The sequence below is a fragment of the Affinundibacterium seohonense genome (assembly GCF_014284305.1).
Taxonomy (GTDB): domain Bacteria; phylum Pseudomonadota; class Gammaproteobacteria; order Burkholderiales; family Burkholderiaceae_D; genus Undibacterium; species Undibacterium seohonense.
Window position 1 is genome coordinate 49,519 of record NZ_JACOFW010000005.1, and the last position, 20,097, is coordinate 69,615.

Sequence of the window (20,097 nt, forward strand, 5' to 3'; positions counted from 1 at the left end):
GATAGCGTAACGGCCTCTGAAGAGGCCGTTACAGAACATTTTTCTGTTCTTACACATTTGCAGAAACGTCAGTGAAGACGTCAATCTGACATCTTATTTTTGGTGACTATAGCGCCCTTTACCAGAAATGATTCCGAATAAGGCCATCAACAAACGATACACCAAACGCACGAAAATCAATGTCAAGATCGCTTCGATCAAAGTCACGATGAAGGCAAAGAACGCATTCCAGCGTTGCGCTCGACGTCCATACTTGGCAATCATGCGATCACGTGCAATCTCGATACTGTCGTAAAAAGTTGGCACGACCAACAGCGTGAGTAACGTCGAGGTAATCGTGCCACCGATAATCGCAATCGCCAAAGGACGATAAAATTCGCCACCCTCGCCAACCCCAATCGCCACTGGCAACATACCGGCAATCAACGCAAACGTGGTCATCAAAATCGGCCGCAAACGCATACGACCTGCATACATTAGAGCCTCTTCACGACCGACTCCCTCAGCTTCCCGTTTGCGCGCGCAGTCGAGCAAGAGAATCGCATTCTTCGCAACCAAGCCCATCAACATAATAATACCGATGAAGCTCATTAGATTGAGTGTGCCGTTGGTCAATAACAAAGCGACCACAACACCAATCAGACTCAATGGCAAAGACAACATGACTGCACCAGGTGCGGTAAATGAACCGAACTGCATCACCAAAATCAAATACATTAAACCGATACCCATGACCAGCGCTATCGTCATTTCCGTAAACAATTCACTTTGATTACGTGCAGAACCCGCTAACTCAATCCCGTAACCTGCTGGGAAATTAATCGCCTTGGCGATCTTTAATGCTTCAGATGTCACTTCACCTGGCGAACGACCTTGGACATTGGCAGAGACCGCGATCATGCGCTTGCCGTCCGCATGTTCAATCCTTGAAGGACCTTTGCCCATGGTGATCGTGGCGATTTGTTCTAACGGCACCATCTTATCGGCACCAGTCACCGCGATCGGTAAGGTCTCGATGTTGTCGGCACTGACGCGATCTTCAGGATGCAAACGCACTGATACGTCACGAGTTTCGCCAGTTGGATCAACCCAATCACCAACTTCTACCCCGGCGAAAGCGACGCGCAGAGCCTGTGCCGCATCACTGGAGGAGATGCCCAATGAATTCGCCAGACCACGGTTCAATTCAATCTGCAGCTCATCTTTAGGATCTTGTTCCGACAAACCAACGTCGACAGCGCCCGGGACTTTACGTAATTTTTCCATAAAGTCGCTGGTGATCTCCATTAATTTGCGTGAGTCTTCACCAGAGAAACGAATCTGTACTGGCTTACCACCACCGTTATTCAAATCGTCCTGCACCACATATTCCGCACCAACCAAAGTGCCCACGGCGGCGCGCAAAGCCACTGCGACTTGTGCTGCTGAACGCTTACGTTCTGTACTCTTACCAATATCCACATACACCCGACCACCCGTGATATTGATACTACTATTGGTCGCTACCGTCTCAGGTAAGGTCCGCGCCAGCTCTGCTGCTTTTTCCACTTTCAAACGAGAATATTCGAGGCTGGAACTAGAAGGTGTACGTACGCTGATCATGATGGTGCCACTATCAGAGGCTGGTAAGAAACTGGTGCCACCAAACATGCCATGCAATACCAGTGCAGAGACAAAACTCAACATCGCAATGACTGCCATCCAACGACGATGGTGTAATGCCCAGGCGATCACGCTGCCGTAGGCTTCGGCTTTACTGTCGAACCATTTATTGAAGCGTTCCAATACGGCACTGATGCCTGTTTTTGGCTGTAAATGATGGCCGATCGGATCACCCCAGAACGCCGACAGCATAGGATCAAGCGTAAAGGAGATAAACAAGCTCACCATGACTGATGATGTCACCGTCAAAGCAAAAGGGCGGAACCATTCACCAGAAACGCCGGGCATAAACGCCACCGGAATAAACACTGCCATAATCGAAAAGGTCGTCGCGGCAACTGCCAAACCAATTTCAGCCGTACCATTTAAGGCGGCAGTGCGACGGTCCGAACCATTTTCCATGTGGCGTACAATATTTTCCCGCACCACAATGGCATCATCGATCAGCACACCAATTGCTAAAGACAGGCCAAGCAAAGTCATAAAATTGAGTGTAAAGCCACACAGCCAAACCGCGATAAATGCAGCGATCACAGAGGTAGGCAAACTCAATGCAGTAATCAAAGTCGAACGCCATGAATTCAAAAATACGTAGACCACAAAGATCGTCAAAACTGCACCAAAGATCAATGACTCAATGACGTTATTTAAATTTTTCTGCGCGTTTTTACCACCATCTTGGGTAATCTCAAGTTTGGTCCCTTCGGGCAGAGTTTTATTGATTTCATCGACTTGCTTGCGAATTTTGTTAGCAACAGAAACGGTACTCGCATCACGTGACTTCATCACCATGATACCGACATTCGGATTGCCATTACGGACGCTAAAACCATTGATTTCGGCAAAATCATCTTTGATCGTTGCCACCTGAGCCAATCGGATTACTTCACCACCACGACGTTTGACCACGATTTGTTCAAATTCTGCTGGAGACTCTAAACGACCGACCAAGCGTATGCTTTTTTCATCCATCGTTCCGCGCACTTTACCAACTGGTGCAGTCGAGTTTTGGGTGCGTAAAGCCGAAACCACTTCCGAAACCGACACATTAAATTCACGCAGTTTTTGGGCTCGCAATAACACACTCAATTCGCGTTTCAGTGAGCCATTGACCGTCACCACGGCGACGCCATCGACACCACGGAATCGATCTGATAAGTCATCTTCAGCTAAACGTGAAATCTCAGCATGCGTCTTAGTTTTCGACGACAAGGCCAATTGCATAATGGGTTGATCATTCGGATCACGCCGTTCAATAATTGGCTCGCGCATTTCAGTCGGCAATTTATAACGTACGGAAGCAATCGCATTGCGCACATCATCCGACGCCTCGATCATGTTACGGTCGAAGTTAAAGCGCAAAGAAAAATACGCACCACCCTCACTAGCCGACGCATTCAATTGGGTAACGCCAGAAATGCTTTGCAAAGATTTCTCGATACGATTGACAATCTCACGCTCTACCGTTTCAGGCGAAGCACCTGGATATGGTACAGAGACGCCCAGCACAGGTTCTTGCACGTTCGGAATTTCGTTGACCCGCAGTTTCGACAAGGCCAGTAAACCAACGCACATCAGGGCGATGATAATGACAATAGTCGCAACCGGTCTCTTAATACTAAAGTCGGATAAGAACATATTATTTTCCTGTCGCAGAGGCGGGTGCGGAAGCGCTAGCTGGAACCGATGCAGCTACATTACTAGCTGCGGCAGGTATGGGACTTGCAGCGGCGGCATTACCTGCAGAGGCAACAAATAGCACTTTTGTACCGTCTTTAAAGGTTGAGAGAGGCTGACGTAAGACTTTGTCACCTTTCTGCAAACCAGCGGTAATTGCAAAGTCACCACGGCGGACGTCACGCTCGCCCAGCACAACGGCAACCCGCTTCAACACTCCTTCTTGTACCGCCCACACATAGCTCTTATCACCATCACGGATTACCGCCGAATTAATGATGGTCAAGGCTTCGGTACTGCCAGCTTCAATACGTCCTTCGGCATACAGACCGGAGACGTGAGGCTGGTCTTTGCCAACGAAATCAACCAAGACTTCGACCTGACGTGTGGTCGCATTCGCGGCTGGATCTACCCGTCGAACTTTACCGATGAATTGTTGATCGTAGCCATTGATACGAAAGCTCACAGCCTGCCCGGCTTTAACCGAGGTCACCGCATCAGCGGAGATCAAGCCTTGAAAACGCAAACTATTGGGATCAATCACTTTCATGATTTCTTTACCGATTTGCGCGGTGTCGCCATTGGAAACTTTACGCTCACTGACGATGCCATCAAAAGGCGCGCGGATTTCGGTACGTTGCGTCTGTTGACGAGCAGCGACCGCGCGTGCTTTGGCAGCGACTAATTCGCTCTGTGAATTATTACGGCGAATCTCCGCATCTTCTAATGCTTGCATTGATGTCATGCCCGACGCGCGCAAGGTTTTTAATCGTTCTAACTGGCGTTCCGATTGATCCAAGCTCTGTTGTGCAGCACGGGCGGCCTGTTCACTAGAGGCAAGCTGATCGCGAAAACTAGTGTCATCAAGACGCGCCAACAAATCGCCTTTGCGTACGGCTTCACCATTTTCCTTCAAAACTTGCATCACGATGGCTGACACTTCAGCGCGTAAATCTGCTTTCCGCTCAGGCTGAATTGAACCTGTAATCACCGGACCGGAGGCGAGTGCATTATTTTGTATCGTGACATAATCTTCGGCGGTAATCTGTAGAGGTCGTTCTACATTTGCAGTCTTATCAGATACTTTACTATCCTTTGCCCCTTGTCCGCATGCCGCTAAAGCAAGGCATAAAGTGAGGATAAGTAAACTTGGTCGCGACATATTAAAACCTCCGAAAATAGAATCAGTCTTTGAACCCGCTACCATACGTAAAGTTCAATATTTTGTCACGAGAACCTTTGATCAATTGGCTAGGTCGACACAAAATATTCGTAAAAAACCAAGACCTTACAGAATACCCGCCAAAACAAAAATTGATTTTGAATTAATAGAACAAAAAAACGACCATCAATATTGACGGTCGTTTTTTCTATAAATTGTCACGCTCTTCCACTAGTATATGTCGTTACACGATACGTTTTGCAAATTAGCCAATCAAATTTACTCAACGATGTTGACCTAGCAAGCAAGGTGTAAAACATTCGCTAGCAGAAAGTGGCTATACGAATACCATTATTTTGGGATGATTACGGTATCAATTACGTGGATAACACCATTGTCAGCCACGATATCTGTTGCTGTGACCGTCGCATTATCAACTTTCACACCGCCAGCAGTTGTTACTGTGAAAGATGCGCCTTGCACTGTTTTCACTTTGCCTGCTTTCACATCAGCAGCCATCACCTTGCCAGCAACGACGTGATACGTTAATACGGCAGTCAGTTTTGCTTTATCTTTCAACAAAGCATCGAGATCCGCCTTTGGAATCTTGGCAAATGCCGCATCAGTTGGAGCGAATACAGTGAATGGACCTTTACCTTTTAAAGTATCGATCAGACCAGCAGCTTTCAACGCAGTCGCTAGTGTAGTGAAGTTGCCGGCACCAACAGCAGTGTCAACGATGTCTTTAGCTTGCACAGAGAAAGTTGCAGCGATGCTCAAAATGGAAGCGAGAATAATACGTTTCATAACATACCCCTTAGTAGATGGATTTAGCTTAACAACAGAAACTGAATATAAATTATTTGGATTTGTACCTAATGGAGAATCAACACGAATCTGCAATCTCTCCGTTTTTGCGCTACTTGATTTACAACGCCATCGAATCTTATACTAATCAGTAAAATTGTCTACCGATTAGTATCATTTAATACCGCTAAGTATCGCGTCGTTTTGAACCGCTATGGAACGCATAGTTTCCAGTGGAGTTTGGCGCAACGGCGCAGGTCGACAACGTTTCAAATAAGCCAATAGAAAGCGAAGCTTGGTGCCCTCTGAGTTAACATATCGACTACATAAGGGATTCGTGTTTACCGGAAACGAACGACGAATCTCGCAACAGCACCCATGAAAGGCGCCTCAATAGAAAGCACTATTCGTCGAACTCAATCACGAATCCAACTTGAGTTTATAAGGTCTTACCCGTATACTTCTGCGCGCGTGACACAATCACCGTTTCTTCGCCGGCTACCCGCTTGGTGAAAACTTGATTTACCAACCATTTTTCCTTTTCATCCATTCATTTTTTTTGCGGCACTGGATCAAACTGGCGCATCTGCCAAATTGCACCACATCCGCGCGGAGCCATAAGCATGACCGCCTTTGTATTCAACGAAGTCAATTTTGACAATCACGAACAAGTAGTTTTCGCCTCTGAACCTAAGTCTGGCTTACGCGCCATCATCGCGGTTCACAACACAAATTTAGGTCCTGCCATGGGCGGTTGCCGTATGTGGAATTACGCCACAGAAGCCGAAGCAGTGCGCGACGTTTTACGCCTCTCCCGCGGCATGACTTACAAAAACGCCGTAGCTGGCCTGCCTATTGGCGGCGGTAAGAGCGTCATTATCGGCAATCCAAAAACAGATAAAACACCCGCTTTGTTTGAAGCGCTCGGCGAAGCCTTAGAACGTCTCGGTGGCCGTTACATCACCGCAGAAGACGTCGGTACTAGTCCAGCGGACATGGCAAACGTCGCCAGCAAAACCAAATACGTCGCAGGTCTTGGCGATCGTGGCGATCCTTCCCCATTCACCGCATTAGGCTGTTTCGTTGGGGCACAGGCTGCCGTAAAACATCATTTCAAACGCGATTCCTTTGACGGTTTGACCGTTGCATTACAAGGTTTGGGTCACGTTGGTTACGACTACGCACGCCGCCTGCACGAAGCTGGCGCAAAATTGGTGGTTGCCGATATCGATCAAAATTCTTTGAAGCGCGCACAAGAAGAATTCGGTGCAACAGTGGTCGACGTCAATGCCATCTACGACGTGGAAGCTGACATCTACGCCCCATGTGCTCTCGGTGCAACCTTGAATCCAGACACCATGAATCGTCTGAAAGTCAAGATCGTTGCAGGCGGTGCCAACAACCAATTAGCGACACCAGAAATCGGCGAAGTTTGCCGTCAAAAAGGTATCTTGTACGCGCCAGATTTCGTGATCAATGCGGGTGGCATTATCAAAGTTTGCTACGAGTACAACAACACCCCAGAAGATGGCATGGATGCGCACGTACGTCGTATCGGCGATACATTATCTGAAGTGTTTGCTCGTGCAGATGCAGAAGGTGTACCGACTAGCGTGATCGCTGATCGTTTGGCTGAAGAGAAGTTTAAGAAGTAAACCTAGATTGACCGATTTCGAGGTCATGACAGAATAAAAAAACCCGAAGCATGAATCATGCTGCGGGTTTTTTTTCGCGCTACAAATTCCCAACTACGGACTAGTATAAACCACCTTCACGCTGGCATTGACGGCACTCTTCTCCATAATGCCGATGCAATTCGGATTTGAGGATATCAATTTCAAAATCTCAGCCGAATCGCCGACCTCACGAGGAGCACTGCCTTTGCCGCTGAACACTAGGCGCGACCAAATTGCTTTTGCTTGCGCTTCGTTTTTGCCTAATACTTTTTCAAAGAATTCAGTCCGTACTGCACCAGACCCAACCAATAATGGTAAGGCTTGGCCACCGCCCGGAAACTCCTTGCTGTTGCCTAAAAAGATGTCGGCAATCTGATCTTTACTCAAATTAGCGACGCTACTCTTGGATGAGACCACAACAACATGCTCTGCATGCGCGATATGAGCACTCGTCAATAGAGCGAGTCCCAATAATGTCTTAGTGAATAATTTCATGTCAGGCCTCGCTTAGAATACGAAATCAAGATTGAGCGTAAACATCGATACGCGACCGTCGAAACCGTTTGGTTTGCCAAGCAGAGAAGTCTCATAACTTTGAAAACCCGAAGAAGCACCAACGGCAGGCAACTTCATTTTCATGCGTTCGTACTGTGCCTTTAAAGCGAGGTTACGAGCGAAGTCCCAACGCACACCGATTGTCATCGCATCACGTGAAGGGTCGCCTGTTCCCATGTACGACTGATTGAGATAATTTAACTGCGCCTTCAGAGCCACCGGTGCGGCGACGCCTGCTGCCAGATCAGTGCGCTTAGCATCCACGTTGTAACTACTAAAACCAGCGTATGGTGTAAAGTCACCTAAACGGTAGCCACCCATCACATTCCAGCCTGAGACCGATCCAATGACCACGCTGTTCGTGTCACGTTTGCTCCATTCCGCCTGACCTATCCATTCACCATTGTCAAACGTTGCGCCTATGGTCGAGATCTTCGCATCAATCCCCGTACGTGTCGCTTGATTGGCGATCACGGATGCACAGTTCGTGCAATACACTGACGGTAGAGAAATCAACGTTTTAATATTTGCTTCGACCGTCGGTGCAATGACCGAAGCGTCGTACCATGAGTATCCAGCACGCACACTCCATGAGTCCTGGCCCCACTTTGCTGACAGTCCTTTCACACGACTTAAATCAACGTCGCCGCCTGAAACACTGACTTTGGTTTTACCAAAAAAACCTTCAAATTGCAGCATGCCAGAGCCAACTTTCTTCTCCCATCGTGCGGTTACGCCGTCTTGAAAAGTGATAGGGTTGACCTGATAAATTTCGGTCTGAGGACGTGCCATCGTTTGGGCGTAATTCAGATTCCGATAGTCAGACATCATAAAAATCGGCGCTACTGTGCGGCCAATTTTAAAATCAAATTCTGAAGTCACTGGGTACGATACATAGGCCCATTCCACAGTTGGCTTATGACTGCCATTGATATCTTTTTTCGAGATCAATTGCAATACTGCCTTGAGCTTGCCATGTGGATTTAGCGTTGCCTGAATCGACGCTTGACTATCGCCATCAAAACGCCAATCGTTAAACGACACAACGCGTTGACGTTGGTCGGTGCGGACACCTGCGACATCGCTACTTCCTTTGTAAGTTCCAATAGTGCCAAAGCCATCGATTTTTAACCAATCGCTTAATTCATCGGCGTGCGCTACTGGCATGACCGAGATACTGGCTACACTTGCTAAAATTAACGGGTAGATAAATTGCGCTTTCATATTGCTTTCCTTTATTTTTGTAAGCAAACGGCATAAGTCTTGACGGGGCTTAAGAGATAGACAAAAAACCAAAGACAAAAAAAATTGAATCTAGAATAAGAAATGCGGAAAAACCGAAACTAGCACTGAGGTGAACTTTTCATGACGCTGAATTCATACTAGCAACAATCAGAAATTCGTCAAAGATATTTCCATTCAAAAACTATTTTGCTATTTTTTAGCAACATTTTGTTAGTTCCGCACCAAGAAAAAACCATTTTTCTTTCGCTCGATCAAGCTCACGACAACACGTACAGACAAATTCAATTGCGCAAATTGGTATTCATCCAACGCTCAAGAAGAATGATAACAGAAGGAAATTGTTGCCGTGCATCATCTATTTATCTTTAACGTTCTTTCACAATTGAACGGTACCTGTAGATCCGAAGTATCATAAAAAAGTCGAACACCAATTGCTGAAACTCATTCAAAATCCAGAAAGAAATTCATGCACAGAAAGAACATTTACCCATACAAATCAATAATTTACATTGATATCGATCAATAACAGCTAGAAAATATCATTCATACAACAAGACATCTCGTCGACAGGACCTAAATCGAAAAAGCAACAATATTCATTTCACAATTTTGATATTCGAAGGAATAAAACGGCCCCCAAATAAAAGTTCCATCAGGCAACTGGTATTGTTACAAGAGAAAAATAGAGCAAGCTCTAGGATCATTCTCCATATTTATCGACACATTTTCAGCGATACCAATTCAGCGTCAACCTGCTCTGCGCTATACAATCAAAACACAAACACGACACCTCACCGACCCATCGTCACTGAAGCAATTCATGCATACCAAACAAAGTTTCGCACCAGTTGTTGATCAAGAAACGCGTCTGTTAATTTTGGGTAGTTTGCCCGGAGATGTCTCTTTAAAGCAGCAACAGTACTATGCGCATCCGCAAAATCGCTTCTGGCATTTATTGTCTGATGTGCTGGAGTTCAAGCTAGTAGAGCAAAGTTACGAAGACCGTTTACAAAGTCTGCGTATCCATCACGTAGGCTTGTGGGATGTCATCGCCCGTGCACAACGTCGTGGTAGCTTAGACAGTCAGATTCGTTCGCGCGCGGATAATGATTTGCTAGCCTTGATCGGCACTTTGCCGCACTTAAGGGCAATCGCCTTTAATGGTGCGACTGCGACCAAAATAGGCAGCAAACTATTAGGAAATATCGCCAACCAGTATCAGGTCCTTAGCCTGCCCTCTAGCAGTCCAGCATACACGCTGCCTTACGCATTAAAACGACAAGCCTGGCTGGCACTGAGACAAGTCGATAGAAAAACGCCTCGCGTTCAACATGATGTGTTCGGCGAAATTGATAAGTAAAACCAGAAAAGCGAATACTGGCAACAGTTTTGACAGGCCTAAGAGGGCCACGATTTGAATTTGAAATTGACCATTTTGGATGATCTCTGAAAACTGGGATTCAGGATGAACGTGGGCAAAACGCGGCATGCGCTAGTGAGAGAATTTACAATATGGAAAAGTGTTAGCGGCACCGTCGATCGGCACGATGACGGCGCTGGTCTAAGGAATCTGCGTTGGGCTGATTTTTTGAGAAAAAATTTGGCCATTGTATTTGTCGCCCAATCTATGACGACTAACAACGACCAAATTCTTCTACCAATGGATCAATAAGAAACTAAGGCAACGTAGCGACGTTCACATTAGGTGCAGTGCCTAAAACAGGACGCGTAAAGCTTTGCCCCAAAGTCACATAGTTGGCAAAAAAACCGCCGTTGCGCATATAGAATTTACCGTTCTCTAAACCACCTGCAAAATCCATGCGTTGCTTGTTAGCTGCGGTAGCATCACCGTTAAATGTCATCTTAGTGACTTCGGACCAGACTCCCGCTGTATTGCGAGCCCATTGGTTGTTTAGCAAAACTTTCCGTCCAAGATAACCTTTGGTGTCGATAAAATTCTCGAGGAAAGAATGTGAACCAGTTAAGTAGCTTGAAATATTAGGGCGTTTCCAACTCGCCATAAAACGCCAAACGGCGGCTTCTGGCGCGTAAAACCAAGCAGAGTATATCGTGCTGCCAGCGCCGTCAGGTGTTGCCTTTGTGATGAACTTGTAGGTATTGCCCGCTAACCAGTTATAGACCAAGTAAGCTTGACCGCCTGTGCCTTCACCACCAAAACTATTGTCGACCACATTCGGCCCTTTTCTAACCAAAGTGGTTTTTGCGCCATTGTCCGCATCCCACACTGAAAAGAGTATCCAGCGCTCCGTCGTTGATTTGACTTGTATGCCGAAATAACCTTCACCAAAACCATTTGCCATGAAATAAGAACCGATTTTATCTTCCCCAGCGGGTACCGTCAGTTCGTTATAAAAATACTCGGTATTGGCGGGCGTTACATACCCAATATTCACGGAAGGGCCACGGCGTGACCAATAATAATTGGCGGCGTCATCGGCGTAATTCATGCCGGTAGTTGCAGCAGTACCAGCAATCTTGACGGCAGATACATCGCCAAAATAACTACCATTTTTACTGACGCCTTGAATATCAACTTTGACGTAGCCGGCCGCAGCGATATTGACCGTCCCTACATCGTAAGTTTTTGATGAAGCGCCGCTCAAACTCACATTGAAAGGTGTGCCGTTAATCGTCACTTTAACGGTGCTTGCTGTGGAGCCAGTCAGTCGCGCCACTAAACCCAATTTTAGTTGGCCCGCCTGCGCCAAACGAAAATACACACTGGTCACTGTCGACGCGCTAGTCCAATTCGCTAGCCCGCTATCATTAATAATTTCCGATGCAGAGTTACTGGCACTGGTAATAAAGGCATTGCCGCCGAGATTGACGGTGGCGTTATAGACAGTCGCCGCAGGTGGAGCTAAAGGGCTACTACCTGTGGCATTGTTAGATTCGGTTTGACCGCCACACGCCGCTATTAGGCTAAACAGACTACCGATTACGAAAACGATTCCCATTCTTTGCTTCACTTTCATGTGTCTCCCCCATAGATTTGAATTTGCAAAGGCAACACCAAGTTGACTTTGCGATGCGAGAAATAATTGCTGTTAAAGAAAAATCCCTTGTCTGCGCAGGTTTGATTTTTTAATAATTATTTCCAGACTGGATTGTAGAGAGATGGCAACGAGCCTGACAGCGACATATTTTTGGCGCGACGTGTACAAAAAATTGAGGAATTAATACCTTAATAAACTGCTGAAGTTTCGAATTAACTATTCCCTACTGGCACGGATAAAAGCCGTTAATTTTGATGGTCATAGTTCAAATTGAGTCACTTTGAAATGTGCCAAATGCCTGATAATTTTTGCGGATTTTCAAATAACAAATACTGAAAACGCAATGCTAGTATTCAACAACGCAATTAGAAATCTCAACAATATCTTTAACCACTGGTGTTCGTTAATGTAGATATTTGAGAAAACCGAGATTTCATACGCCTTTTAGATGGATGGCGACATTCCTGAAATGGCACCCACAGCGAATCAATTAAATTTATTTGATTTTTAACCGAACACTAGCGATACCAGCATCGAACTAATTTCATCATTGGTACTCCAAGCTAGAGGGATTGCAATAACAATAAATTTCCATTTCATCCCTAATGCTGTTCAGTTAAGCCTTATTCCACGTATCGGCATTCCCACGAAGGCGGGAATCCAGCGACGTAAAAGCCGAAAGACACTGGATCCTTGTATTCGCAGGGATGGCGTCTCGACATTTTGAGCTGAACTGAACAGCATTACCATTTCACACCCCTTTTTGGAGACTATCAAATGCGTTTAAGTTCATTGCTCATGCTACTCTGCATCAGCGTACCGGCGATTGCCCAATCGCCATCCGACGACAAGTTTCGACAGTTAGAAGATCTTTTACCAACCCCGACATCGATCCGTGCCGCCTCAGGTGCACCGGGTCATGCCTATTGGCAGCAACGCGCCGATTACGTGATTCGCGCCAGTTTAGATGAGGACAAGCGCGCGATCACTGGTGCCGAGACCATCACCTATCACAATAATTCACCTGACACGCTGAATTATCTGTGGCTGCAATTAGATCAGAATATTTTCAAACCAGACGCCGATGCGAATACCACGGCCACCTATCCTTCGCGCGATGCATGGAAAAATCCCAATGCCATGAGCTTCACGGCGATGCATAGCCTGAACGAGCATGCCAAGTTTGATGGCGGCTTCAAAATCGGTACGGTGAAAGCGGCGAATGGCCAAGCACTCAAATACGTCATCAACCGCACCATGATGCGGATTGATCTGCCACAAAGCTTGAAACCTGGTGAAAAATTTGTCTTCGATCTGGATTGGAAATACAACATCAATGACGGCATGGTGTTATGGGCACGGACGGGTTACGAACATTTCAAAGAAGATAAAAACGATATCTTTGAAATCGCCCAATGGTATCCACGCATGGCTGCCTACTACGATGTGTATGGCTGGCAGCACAAACAGTTTTTAGGTAGCGGTGAATTCACCTTGGAATTTGGTGATTACGATGTACAAATCACCTTACCTGACGATCACATCATTTCCGCCACAGGCGAGTTAAGCAATGCCGACAATGTATTAACAGCGGTTCAGCGTGAACGATTGAAACAGGCACGTACGGCATCGAAACCGATCGTCATCGTGACCCAAGCAGAAGCAGAAAAAGCAGAAAAATCCCGCTCCACTGCGCAAAAAACATGGCATTTCAAGGCCAAAAATGTGCGTGACTTTGCCTGGGCTTCGTCACGCAAATTTATCTGGGACGCACAAGGCTACAAAACTGGCAGCAGCTCAGGTTTAGCAATGTCCTTTTATCCGAAAGAAGCGAATCCATTGTGGGGACAATATTCCACACAAGCGGTCATTCACACGATAGAGCAATACAATAAATACAGCCTTGAGTATCCCTATCCAGTCGCACAATCAGTGAATGGCCCGCAAGGCGGGATGGAATATCCGATGATTGCCTTCAACGGCGGTCGTCCAACCAAAGATAAAAAGACTGGCGAGCTGACTTATTCCAAACAAACTAAATACGCGATGATCAGCGTCATTATTCATGAAGTTGGTCATAACTATTTCCCGATGATCGTCAACTCAGATGAGCGTCAATGGTCGTGGATGGATGAGGGTCTCAATTCGTTCATGCAGACCTTAGCAGAACGTGCGTGGGAAGAAAATTATCTCGATCTCTTTCCAAGTGAACCACGCGGCATCGTCGATTACATGCGTAGTAAAAATCAAACGCCGATCATGACCAATTCAGAGTCTGTTCTGCAGTTTGGCAATAATGCATATGCCAAACCAACTGCTGGTTTGCACATTTTGCGCGAGACAATTTTAGGTCGCGAGTTGTTTGATTTCGCATTCAAAGAATATGCGCGCCGTTGGAAATTTAAGCGCCCGACACCAGCAGACTTTTTCCGCACTATGGAAGACGCTTCTGGCACGGATCTCGATTGGTTCTGGCGCGGTTGGTTCTACACTACCGACGCCACCGATATCAGCATCGATGGCATCGCACAATATCAAGTATCCAGCAAAGATCCGGAAGTGGAAAAAGCTTGGCGACGTGAACAGAAAAATGCCGAGCCAACATCAACCGCCGTACAGCGCAATAAAGGCACATTGACGCGTCGCATTGATACCCAACCAGGCTTAAAAGATTTTTACAACGAGCATGATGATTTCACTGTCACCAATAAAGATCGCAATACCTACAATGAGTTGATCAAGTCTTTGGATGAAGATGAAAAAGCGATGCTCAAATCAAGTAAATATTATTACTTGGTTGATTTTTCCAATATTGGCGGTTTGGTCATGCCTTTGATTTTAGAAATCGAATTACAAAGCGGTAAAAAAGTCATCGAACGCATTCCTGCGGAAGTATGGCGCTACAATTCGAAAAAGTTGACGAAGTTGGTAGTAACGAATGAACCGATGGTCAGCCTGACGCAAGATCCGTATATGGAAACGGCCGACATCGATATGAATAATAATTCATGGCCACGCAAGATCACGAGATCTCGCTTGGAATTATTCAAGATGACTCCTCCCGCTGGCAATATGATGATCGACTTCAATACGCTTTTGAAAAAGGATGAAAAAAAGGACGACACAAAAGCCGACGGTACAACAGAAAAATAAGTATCGATTTGATCGAAATAAAGCGCGTCAAGGAGACCAATCCTTGACGCGCTTTTTTCATCAACTCACGTTATGCGAGATGGCATGACTGTACGACAGAGACGTTGCCATTGCTAGGGATTTGCTGTTGACAATACTGCTGCGTAGTACCTGTAACGGTCACATAGGTATAAGTGTAGTAACGACCATCTGGCCCGGCATGAGGCTGAATGAATTTATAAACGCCAACCCAGTTACCAAACGGCGCAGGACCTGGATCTTTTGGCACGCCGGTTCCCGTTGTCGCAGCGATGGCTGTGAATGCTGCAGCACTCAATACTGCACCTAATAATATCGTACGTAAATTCTTGGTTTTCATTAAATTATTCCTTTATAGTTAATTAAAAATCATCCGGTTTCCTCTCTCGATTACACCGAAAAATGTCCCTCCAAATCAGGCTAGCTAAACAAACCTACTACGCTTTCTAGCCCCAATGAATTATCTTGCCGACTACAATTAATATAAAGTCTTGCTTTAATTAAGACACAATAATTCACACAATATGCACAACTTCTCGATGACAACAACCCACCGAGACAAAAGCAAAACACCACTATTTACTCGCAGGACCGGAGACAAACTCGACAACAAAATTGGTTTCGGCTGGGCATGCATAATCACTGCCCGCATCGCCATAGGCAAAACCATACACATTCTTAAATTGGGATGATTTTTGGATATTCGTGTTGTAGGTCGACGTATTGGCACCGATACTTCCAGGAGGAACATCGCAGGTCCCAGGTGTGTTGTACGAACCAGTGCAGCAAAATTGATTCACCGTATCTTGCGTAATGCCATTGCTCCCAAGATTGGCGGTGGCGTAAGTACAAGGACTCATACAACCAGCAAATTGGCCCGATGTCGATGCCTTGACTAAGTTCCATGGCGTTGGTGGTGTGCGTTTTTTTCGGCTAGGCGCCAATTTTGCGGGCAACTGTGAGCTGGCGGCACACATTTTCGCTAATGCTGTGCCACTAGTCGGCACCAACTGTGCCAATGGCGATTGTTGGCTGTAATAGCCAGCTCCTAATACATTTGAATTTTCTGGCGGGACTGTGTAGGTGCAATACGCCGGCGATGCTGGATAAAATTTCACCCCTATGCTGTAACCATCAACCGCCGAGACATCAACATTACTGGCACCATTTGGCACACCATTTGTGACCGCTAAAATAGTCGGTTCTATCTTGGTCGCATAAGGCACCTGACCGGGGAAATAGCCACCAGTACACACCCAGTTTGCAGGCGGTGTCGGCGTTGGTGTGCTCGAACATTGCGCCACAGTTGGCGGTGTACCGCAAGCAGCCGCGGCACTAGTGCAATAGCTAGACATATAAAACGCAGCAGAATTTAACCCCTGTAAACCTACGGTAACAGTGTGCGAAGCACCTTGCGCGATGGTAGCGATAATTGGTGAATTTTGGCATGATGGTGCCGAATTAGTGGCGTTTGCTGGATTACATGACTCACCGATTTGTATCTTGGCATATTGCGTGCTGTTGGTGAATGTCAGGGTTCTCTTACTGTAATCCGTTGCGACGGGATTGTTTGGCCCATTGGTTTGTGCAGTCCAAGATGTCGCCGCCAATCCCACTGTGTACACATTAGAATTGGCACCATTTTGCGATGCAGGTGGATTAATCACAGCGCCTGGACACGTCGTATTTTTGGCGTCAATACTGCCCGCTTTCAATGCCAAATTACAGGAGTACCAAGTCGAACTACTTTGATAATACAACTGATAACTGCCATTGGTCTTACCCTTCGTATATGGTCCTACAAACACCTGCAGTGAATCGCTAGGGATATAGCTCACTTGCGAGCCACCACTGTAGACATACACTGGCAATGAAATGCTAGACCCCGGCATTTGCCACATCAAATAATTTTGCGTCGCCGCTCTTGCAGTAGCAAAACCCATTAAGAGCAAACCCACTAACATCGTACAGCCGTACCTTATCAAATTTTTTTTCATGATTGCATTCCCTCGGTTATTTTTTAGTCGCAAACAGCTAAACGCAGTGCAAAGATTGATCACACGATCAATGAGTCATTGTCATGTATGGATCAATCCACACAACTCATGCTTGTGAGCCCAATCATAGAAATGGCGTTAAGCCATCCCTATGATCAGCAGCACTACCTCAACTAGCAATTGCCATGCCCGATCACTCAGATCAGCCCTAAAAGTGAGAATACGTAGTCTCTTTCCTCCTTCAGTTTTAACAATAGATGACGATGCTTGCGACAATTTTTAGGTCATGATTATTTGAAAATCCGTGAATTAAATTGAAGATATGTAGCGCGACTTAGGTGCGCCAAAAGATACTAAAGTGAGTTCCGCTATTTTTTTGTAGCGACATGTAAAAAGTAGTTTTTACGTGCGAAGAAAATGTGCGCAAGCGTCTTAAAACAGAAAACCACAACGAAGAAATCGTCTTAACGACTGCCCTCTACCGTCTTCAATGCGTTGACCGATTGTTGGAAAACGCTAGGCACCTCGGATAGTTTGCGGACCGTTGCAGCGCAATTTTTCAGCCATGCCTCCGTCACACCACGCATCATTTGACTTGCCTTATCCAAACCATGCTAGTCGAGCTGGGCTAGTTGTCCAACCGCAAGTTCCCCAAGACCAGCGAGTAGTGCAAATGAATCGCCAACGTTGACTTGGGAAAAGGCCTCGTCCAACCGGCGCATTATCGGTTTATCGCGCATTGACCCAGCCACCTACCGTAACTATATGTGAAGGCGCAAGGCGCGCAGCATCCAAGGCCAACGAAGATGATCCTACCGTCATTTGCATAGACAAATATGGATCTTCGGTTCTGGTATCAATATAAGTGAAGAATCTGGGGTCATCCAAAAACAGCTGTTTTTGGTCGGCTCCATCACTGATATTCCAGCGGCCAGCGCAACCGTTACATTGTTCGGCTCTTTCATGCTTATTTTGCTCGAAACAATCAGCCGCTTCGCGCACCACACCGATCACTTTTCTGGAACCTAATAGATTTGTTTTCCAAATCTTCGTCTTCGACTTTTTGCGTTCTCATGAATTTCCCCTGTACTAATGCTTCGCCCTCGACTTTTTGTATTTGCATTCCAACCGTTGTGGAAAATTACATACGAAAATTACATGCCGCCAGACAGTAATAAACAAAAACACATTCAAATCACCACTCTAGAATCTCGGCAGGCAAAATAAAGTGCGCTAATCTGTCGATTACATGTCAACTCAAACGTCATTGTCTTGAAACTGGCAAAGATCGATGGAGTGTAATGGTGCTTCATGTTACTTCATGGCGCTTCATACCAATCCTGAACACGATAGAAACAAAAGCCAGCTTCCTACTGAGTATGATTTTTTGATTATTTTTAGGAGAACAACATGCAATACATGCTACTCATCGCCACCAGCGAAGCCGTCGAGGCCGCCATGGATCAAAGCACATTGGGCGAAATCATTGCCGCCTATGGCCCATACACGAACGCCATGATAGAAGCAGGCGTCTTAGTTAGCGGAGAACGCTTGCGCGAATCCACAACCGCCACGACGGTTAGTATCCGCGATGGTAAACCGATTGTGCTTGACGGTCCCTATGCCGACACCAAGGAACAACTAGGTGGCTTTTATATTATTGAGGTTCCCGATCTCGATACGGCGATCAGTTGGGCAGCACGCTGTCCTAGCGCGCACATTGGTTCTATCGAAGTTCGCCCCATCTGGCCGATGTAAGGCAAAGTTACATGCAAACGCAAATCGACCACAGCAATCCGCGCCTGATTGAGTCAATAGTGCGGCGTAGCTATGGTCGTTTGTTAGCGATGCTGTCAATGCGTTCTGGCGATTTAACAAGCGCAGAAGATGCGCTTGGCACAGCGTTTGAGATGGCATTAAAGAACTGGCCAGAACAAAGCGTGCCGAGTAATCCAGAAGCTTGGCTATTTACTGTCGCACGTCGCCAATTGATTGATCAGGCACGCAGCGCACAGACACAACAACGTCATCAGGAAGAATTCAGCTATCTGGTCGATGAAGCGGCCGCCGAATGTGACCCGCTCGCGATACCGGATCAAAGGCTGGCGTTAATGTTTGCCTGCACCCATCCCGCGATTGACCGCAGCATACGTGCACCGCTCATGCTACAAACCTTGCTAGGATTTGATGCCGCCAGCATCGCCTCGGCATTCTTAATCGCACCTAGCAATATGGCGCAACGCTTAGTAAGAGCAAAAAACAAAATTCGTCTCGCAGGAATACGCTTAATCATTCCAGACCAAAGCGCAATTAGCGATGGCTTAGATGCAGTGCTCGATGCGATCTACAGCGTCTATACCGCCGCTTGGTCGCAGTCGAGCGATGGCGACATTCTGCAAGGCAATCTGGCAGAAGAAGCACTGTGGCTTGCAAAACTCCTGAGTGAACTAGCACCGCAAGAGCCCGAAGTATTTGGTTTGCTCGCATTAATGCTTTATGCAGAATCACGTCGCGCAGCTCGTCACGATGCACAAGGCAATTATGTGCCACTGCAAGAACAAGATTGCCAACACTGGGATCACGATAAGATTGATCAGGCTGAGCAATGCTTACGCCATGCCAGCCACATGCGCAAATATGGTCGTTTCCAAATCGAAGCTGCCATCCAATCCGCTCACACTGTGCGCCGACACCAAGGCAAAGCTGACTGGCAGGCAATCAACAAGCTATACGCCCAACTCTACCAACTTACTGCCTCACCCGTAGTGGCGATTAATCATTCAGTGGCACTAGCAGAAATAATAGAACCGCAAATCGCACTCGCCCAATTAGAGCAGCTATGCCATGACAAGGATTTGAAAGCAAGGCTCCAAAACTACCAACCTTATTGGGCGGCCAACGCGTATTTGCATCAACGATGCGGGAATGACGATGCTGCAAAACATGCCTACCAGCTAGCCATTGGTCTTTGCACAGATCAGGCAGCTCGGGGATTTTTGCAGATGCGTTTGAAGAACTTGGATTCTGCACCAAACAAAAACTAATCTCGAATATGTAGAAGTAAAAGCGAAACTCACTGATGTGCTACAGAAGATATTCATTCCGCCGCTTCACTCCGCACTATTCTA

13 protein-coding genes are annotated in these 20,097 nt (G+C 46.5%); 5 read left to right on the plus strand and 8 right to left on the minus strand.

Annotation, left to right across the window (positions count from 1 at the left end; all coding sequences use genetic code 11):
- Positions 1-93: 93 nt before the first annotated feature.
- From H8K52_RS06265 to H8K52_RS06275, 3 genes are all read right to left on the minus strand, one after another.
- The gene (locus H8K52_RS06265; RefSeq protein WP_186922039.1) at positions 94-3,300 is read right to left on the minus strand and encodes an efflux RND transporter permease subunit; all 3,207 of its coding nucleotides are present in this window, start codon (positions 3,298-3,300) and stop codon (positions 94-96) included.
- A 1-nt stretch (position 3,301) separates the two neighbouring features.
- Complete coding sequence (locus tag H8K52_RS06270) at positions 3,302-4,501, minus strand: efflux RND transporter periplasmic adaptor subunit (RefSeq protein ID WP_186922040.1); 1,200 nt, start codon at positions 4,499-4,501, stop codon at positions 3,302-3,304.
- Between the two features lie 351 nt (positions 4,502-4,852).
- Positions 4,853-5,308 (minus strand): fasciclin domain-containing protein, encoded by a 456-nt coding sequence (locus H8K52_RS06275; RefSeq protein WP_186922041.1) that lies wholly within the window; start codon positions 5,306-5,308, stop codon positions 4,853-4,855.
- Positions 5,309-5,931: 623 nt separating this feature from the next.
- Between H8K52_RS06275 and H8K52_RS06280 the strand changes: the two genes are divergently transcribed.
- On the plus strand, positions 5,932-6,963 hold the full coding sequence (locus H8K52_RS06280; protein WP_186922042.1) for a Leu/Phe/Val dehydrogenase: 1,032 nt from the start codon (positions 5,932-5,934) through the stop codon (positions 6,961-6,963).
- 93 nt (positions 6,964-7,056) lie between these two features.
- Here the strand turns inward: H8K52_RS06280 and H8K52_RS06285 are convergent, their stop codons facing one another.
- Both H8K52_RS06285 and H8K52_RS06290 read right to left on the minus strand, forming a co-directional pair.
- On the minus strand, positions 7,057-7,479 hold the full coding sequence (locus H8K52_RS06285) for a type 2 periplasmic-binding domain-containing protein (protein ID WP_186922043.1): 423 nt from the start codon (positions 7,477-7,479) through the stop codon (positions 7,057-7,059).
- A 12-nt stretch (positions 7,480-7,491) separates the two neighbouring features.
- On the minus strand, positions 7,492-8,763 hold the full coding sequence (locus H8K52_RS06290) for a porin (protein ID WP_186922044.1): 1,272 nt from the start codon (positions 8,761-8,763) through the stop codon (positions 7,492-7,494).
- 841 nt (positions 8,764-9,604) lie between these two features.
- On the opposite strand from H8K52_RS06290, the gene H8K52_RS06295 reads away from it, so the two are divergent.
- Positions 9,605-10,144 carry a DNA-deoxyinosine glycosylase gene (locus H8K52_RS06295; protein WP_186922045.1) on the plus strand — a complete coding sequence of 180 codons (540 nt, stop codon included), beginning with the start codon at positions 9,605-9,607 and terminating at the stop codon, positions 10,142-10,144.
- A 316-nt stretch (positions 10,145-10,460) separates the two neighbouring features.
- Here H8K52_RS06295 and H8K52_RS06300 read toward each other — a convergent pair whose 3' ends face one another.
- Positions 10,461-11,780 (minus strand): DUF3472 domain-containing protein, encoded by a 1,320-nt coding sequence (locus tag H8K52_RS06300; RefSeq protein ID WP_246464321.1) that lies wholly within the window; start codon positions 11,778-11,780, stop codon positions 10,461-10,463.
- Between the two features lie 798 nt (positions 11,781-12,578).
- Here H8K52_RS06300 and H8K52_RS06305 point away from each other — a divergent pair.
- A complete protein-coding gene (locus H8K52_RS06305; RefSeq protein WP_186922046.1) occupies positions 12,579-14,954 on the plus strand; it encodes a M1 family metallopeptidase in 2,376 nt (791 codons plus the stop codon).
- Between the two features lie 70 nt (positions 14,955-15,024).
- Here the strand turns inward: H8K52_RS06305 and H8K52_RS06310 are convergent, their stop codons facing one another.
- Complete coding sequence (locus H8K52_RS06310) at positions 15,025-15,312, minus strand: hypothetical protein (protein WP_186922047.1); 288 nt, start codon at positions 15,310-15,312, stop codon at positions 15,025-15,027.
- A 235-nt stretch (positions 15,313-15,547) separates the two neighbouring features.
- Positions 15,548-16,969, minus strand: a complete 1,422-nt coding sequence (locus H8K52_RS06315; protein ID WP_186922048.1) for a glycoside hydrolase 64/thaumatin family protein — start codon at positions 16,967-16,969, stop codon at positions 15,548-15,550.
- A gap of 1,410 nt (positions 16,970-18,379) precedes the next feature.
- On the opposite strand from H8K52_RS06315, the gene H8K52_RS06320 reads away from it, so the two are divergent.
- Complete coding sequence (locus H8K52_RS06320) at positions 18,380-18,727, plus strand: YciI family protein (RefSeq protein ID WP_186922049.1); 348 nt, start codon at positions 18,380-18,382, stop codon at positions 18,725-18,727.
- Positions 18,728-18,738: 11 nt separating this feature from the next.
- Positions 18,739-20,013, plus strand: a complete 1,275-nt coding sequence (locus H8K52_RS06325; protein ID WP_186922050.1) for an RNA polymerase sigma factor — start codon at positions 18,739-18,741, stop codon at positions 20,011-20,013.
- Positions 20,014-20,097: the final 84 nt, after the last annotated feature.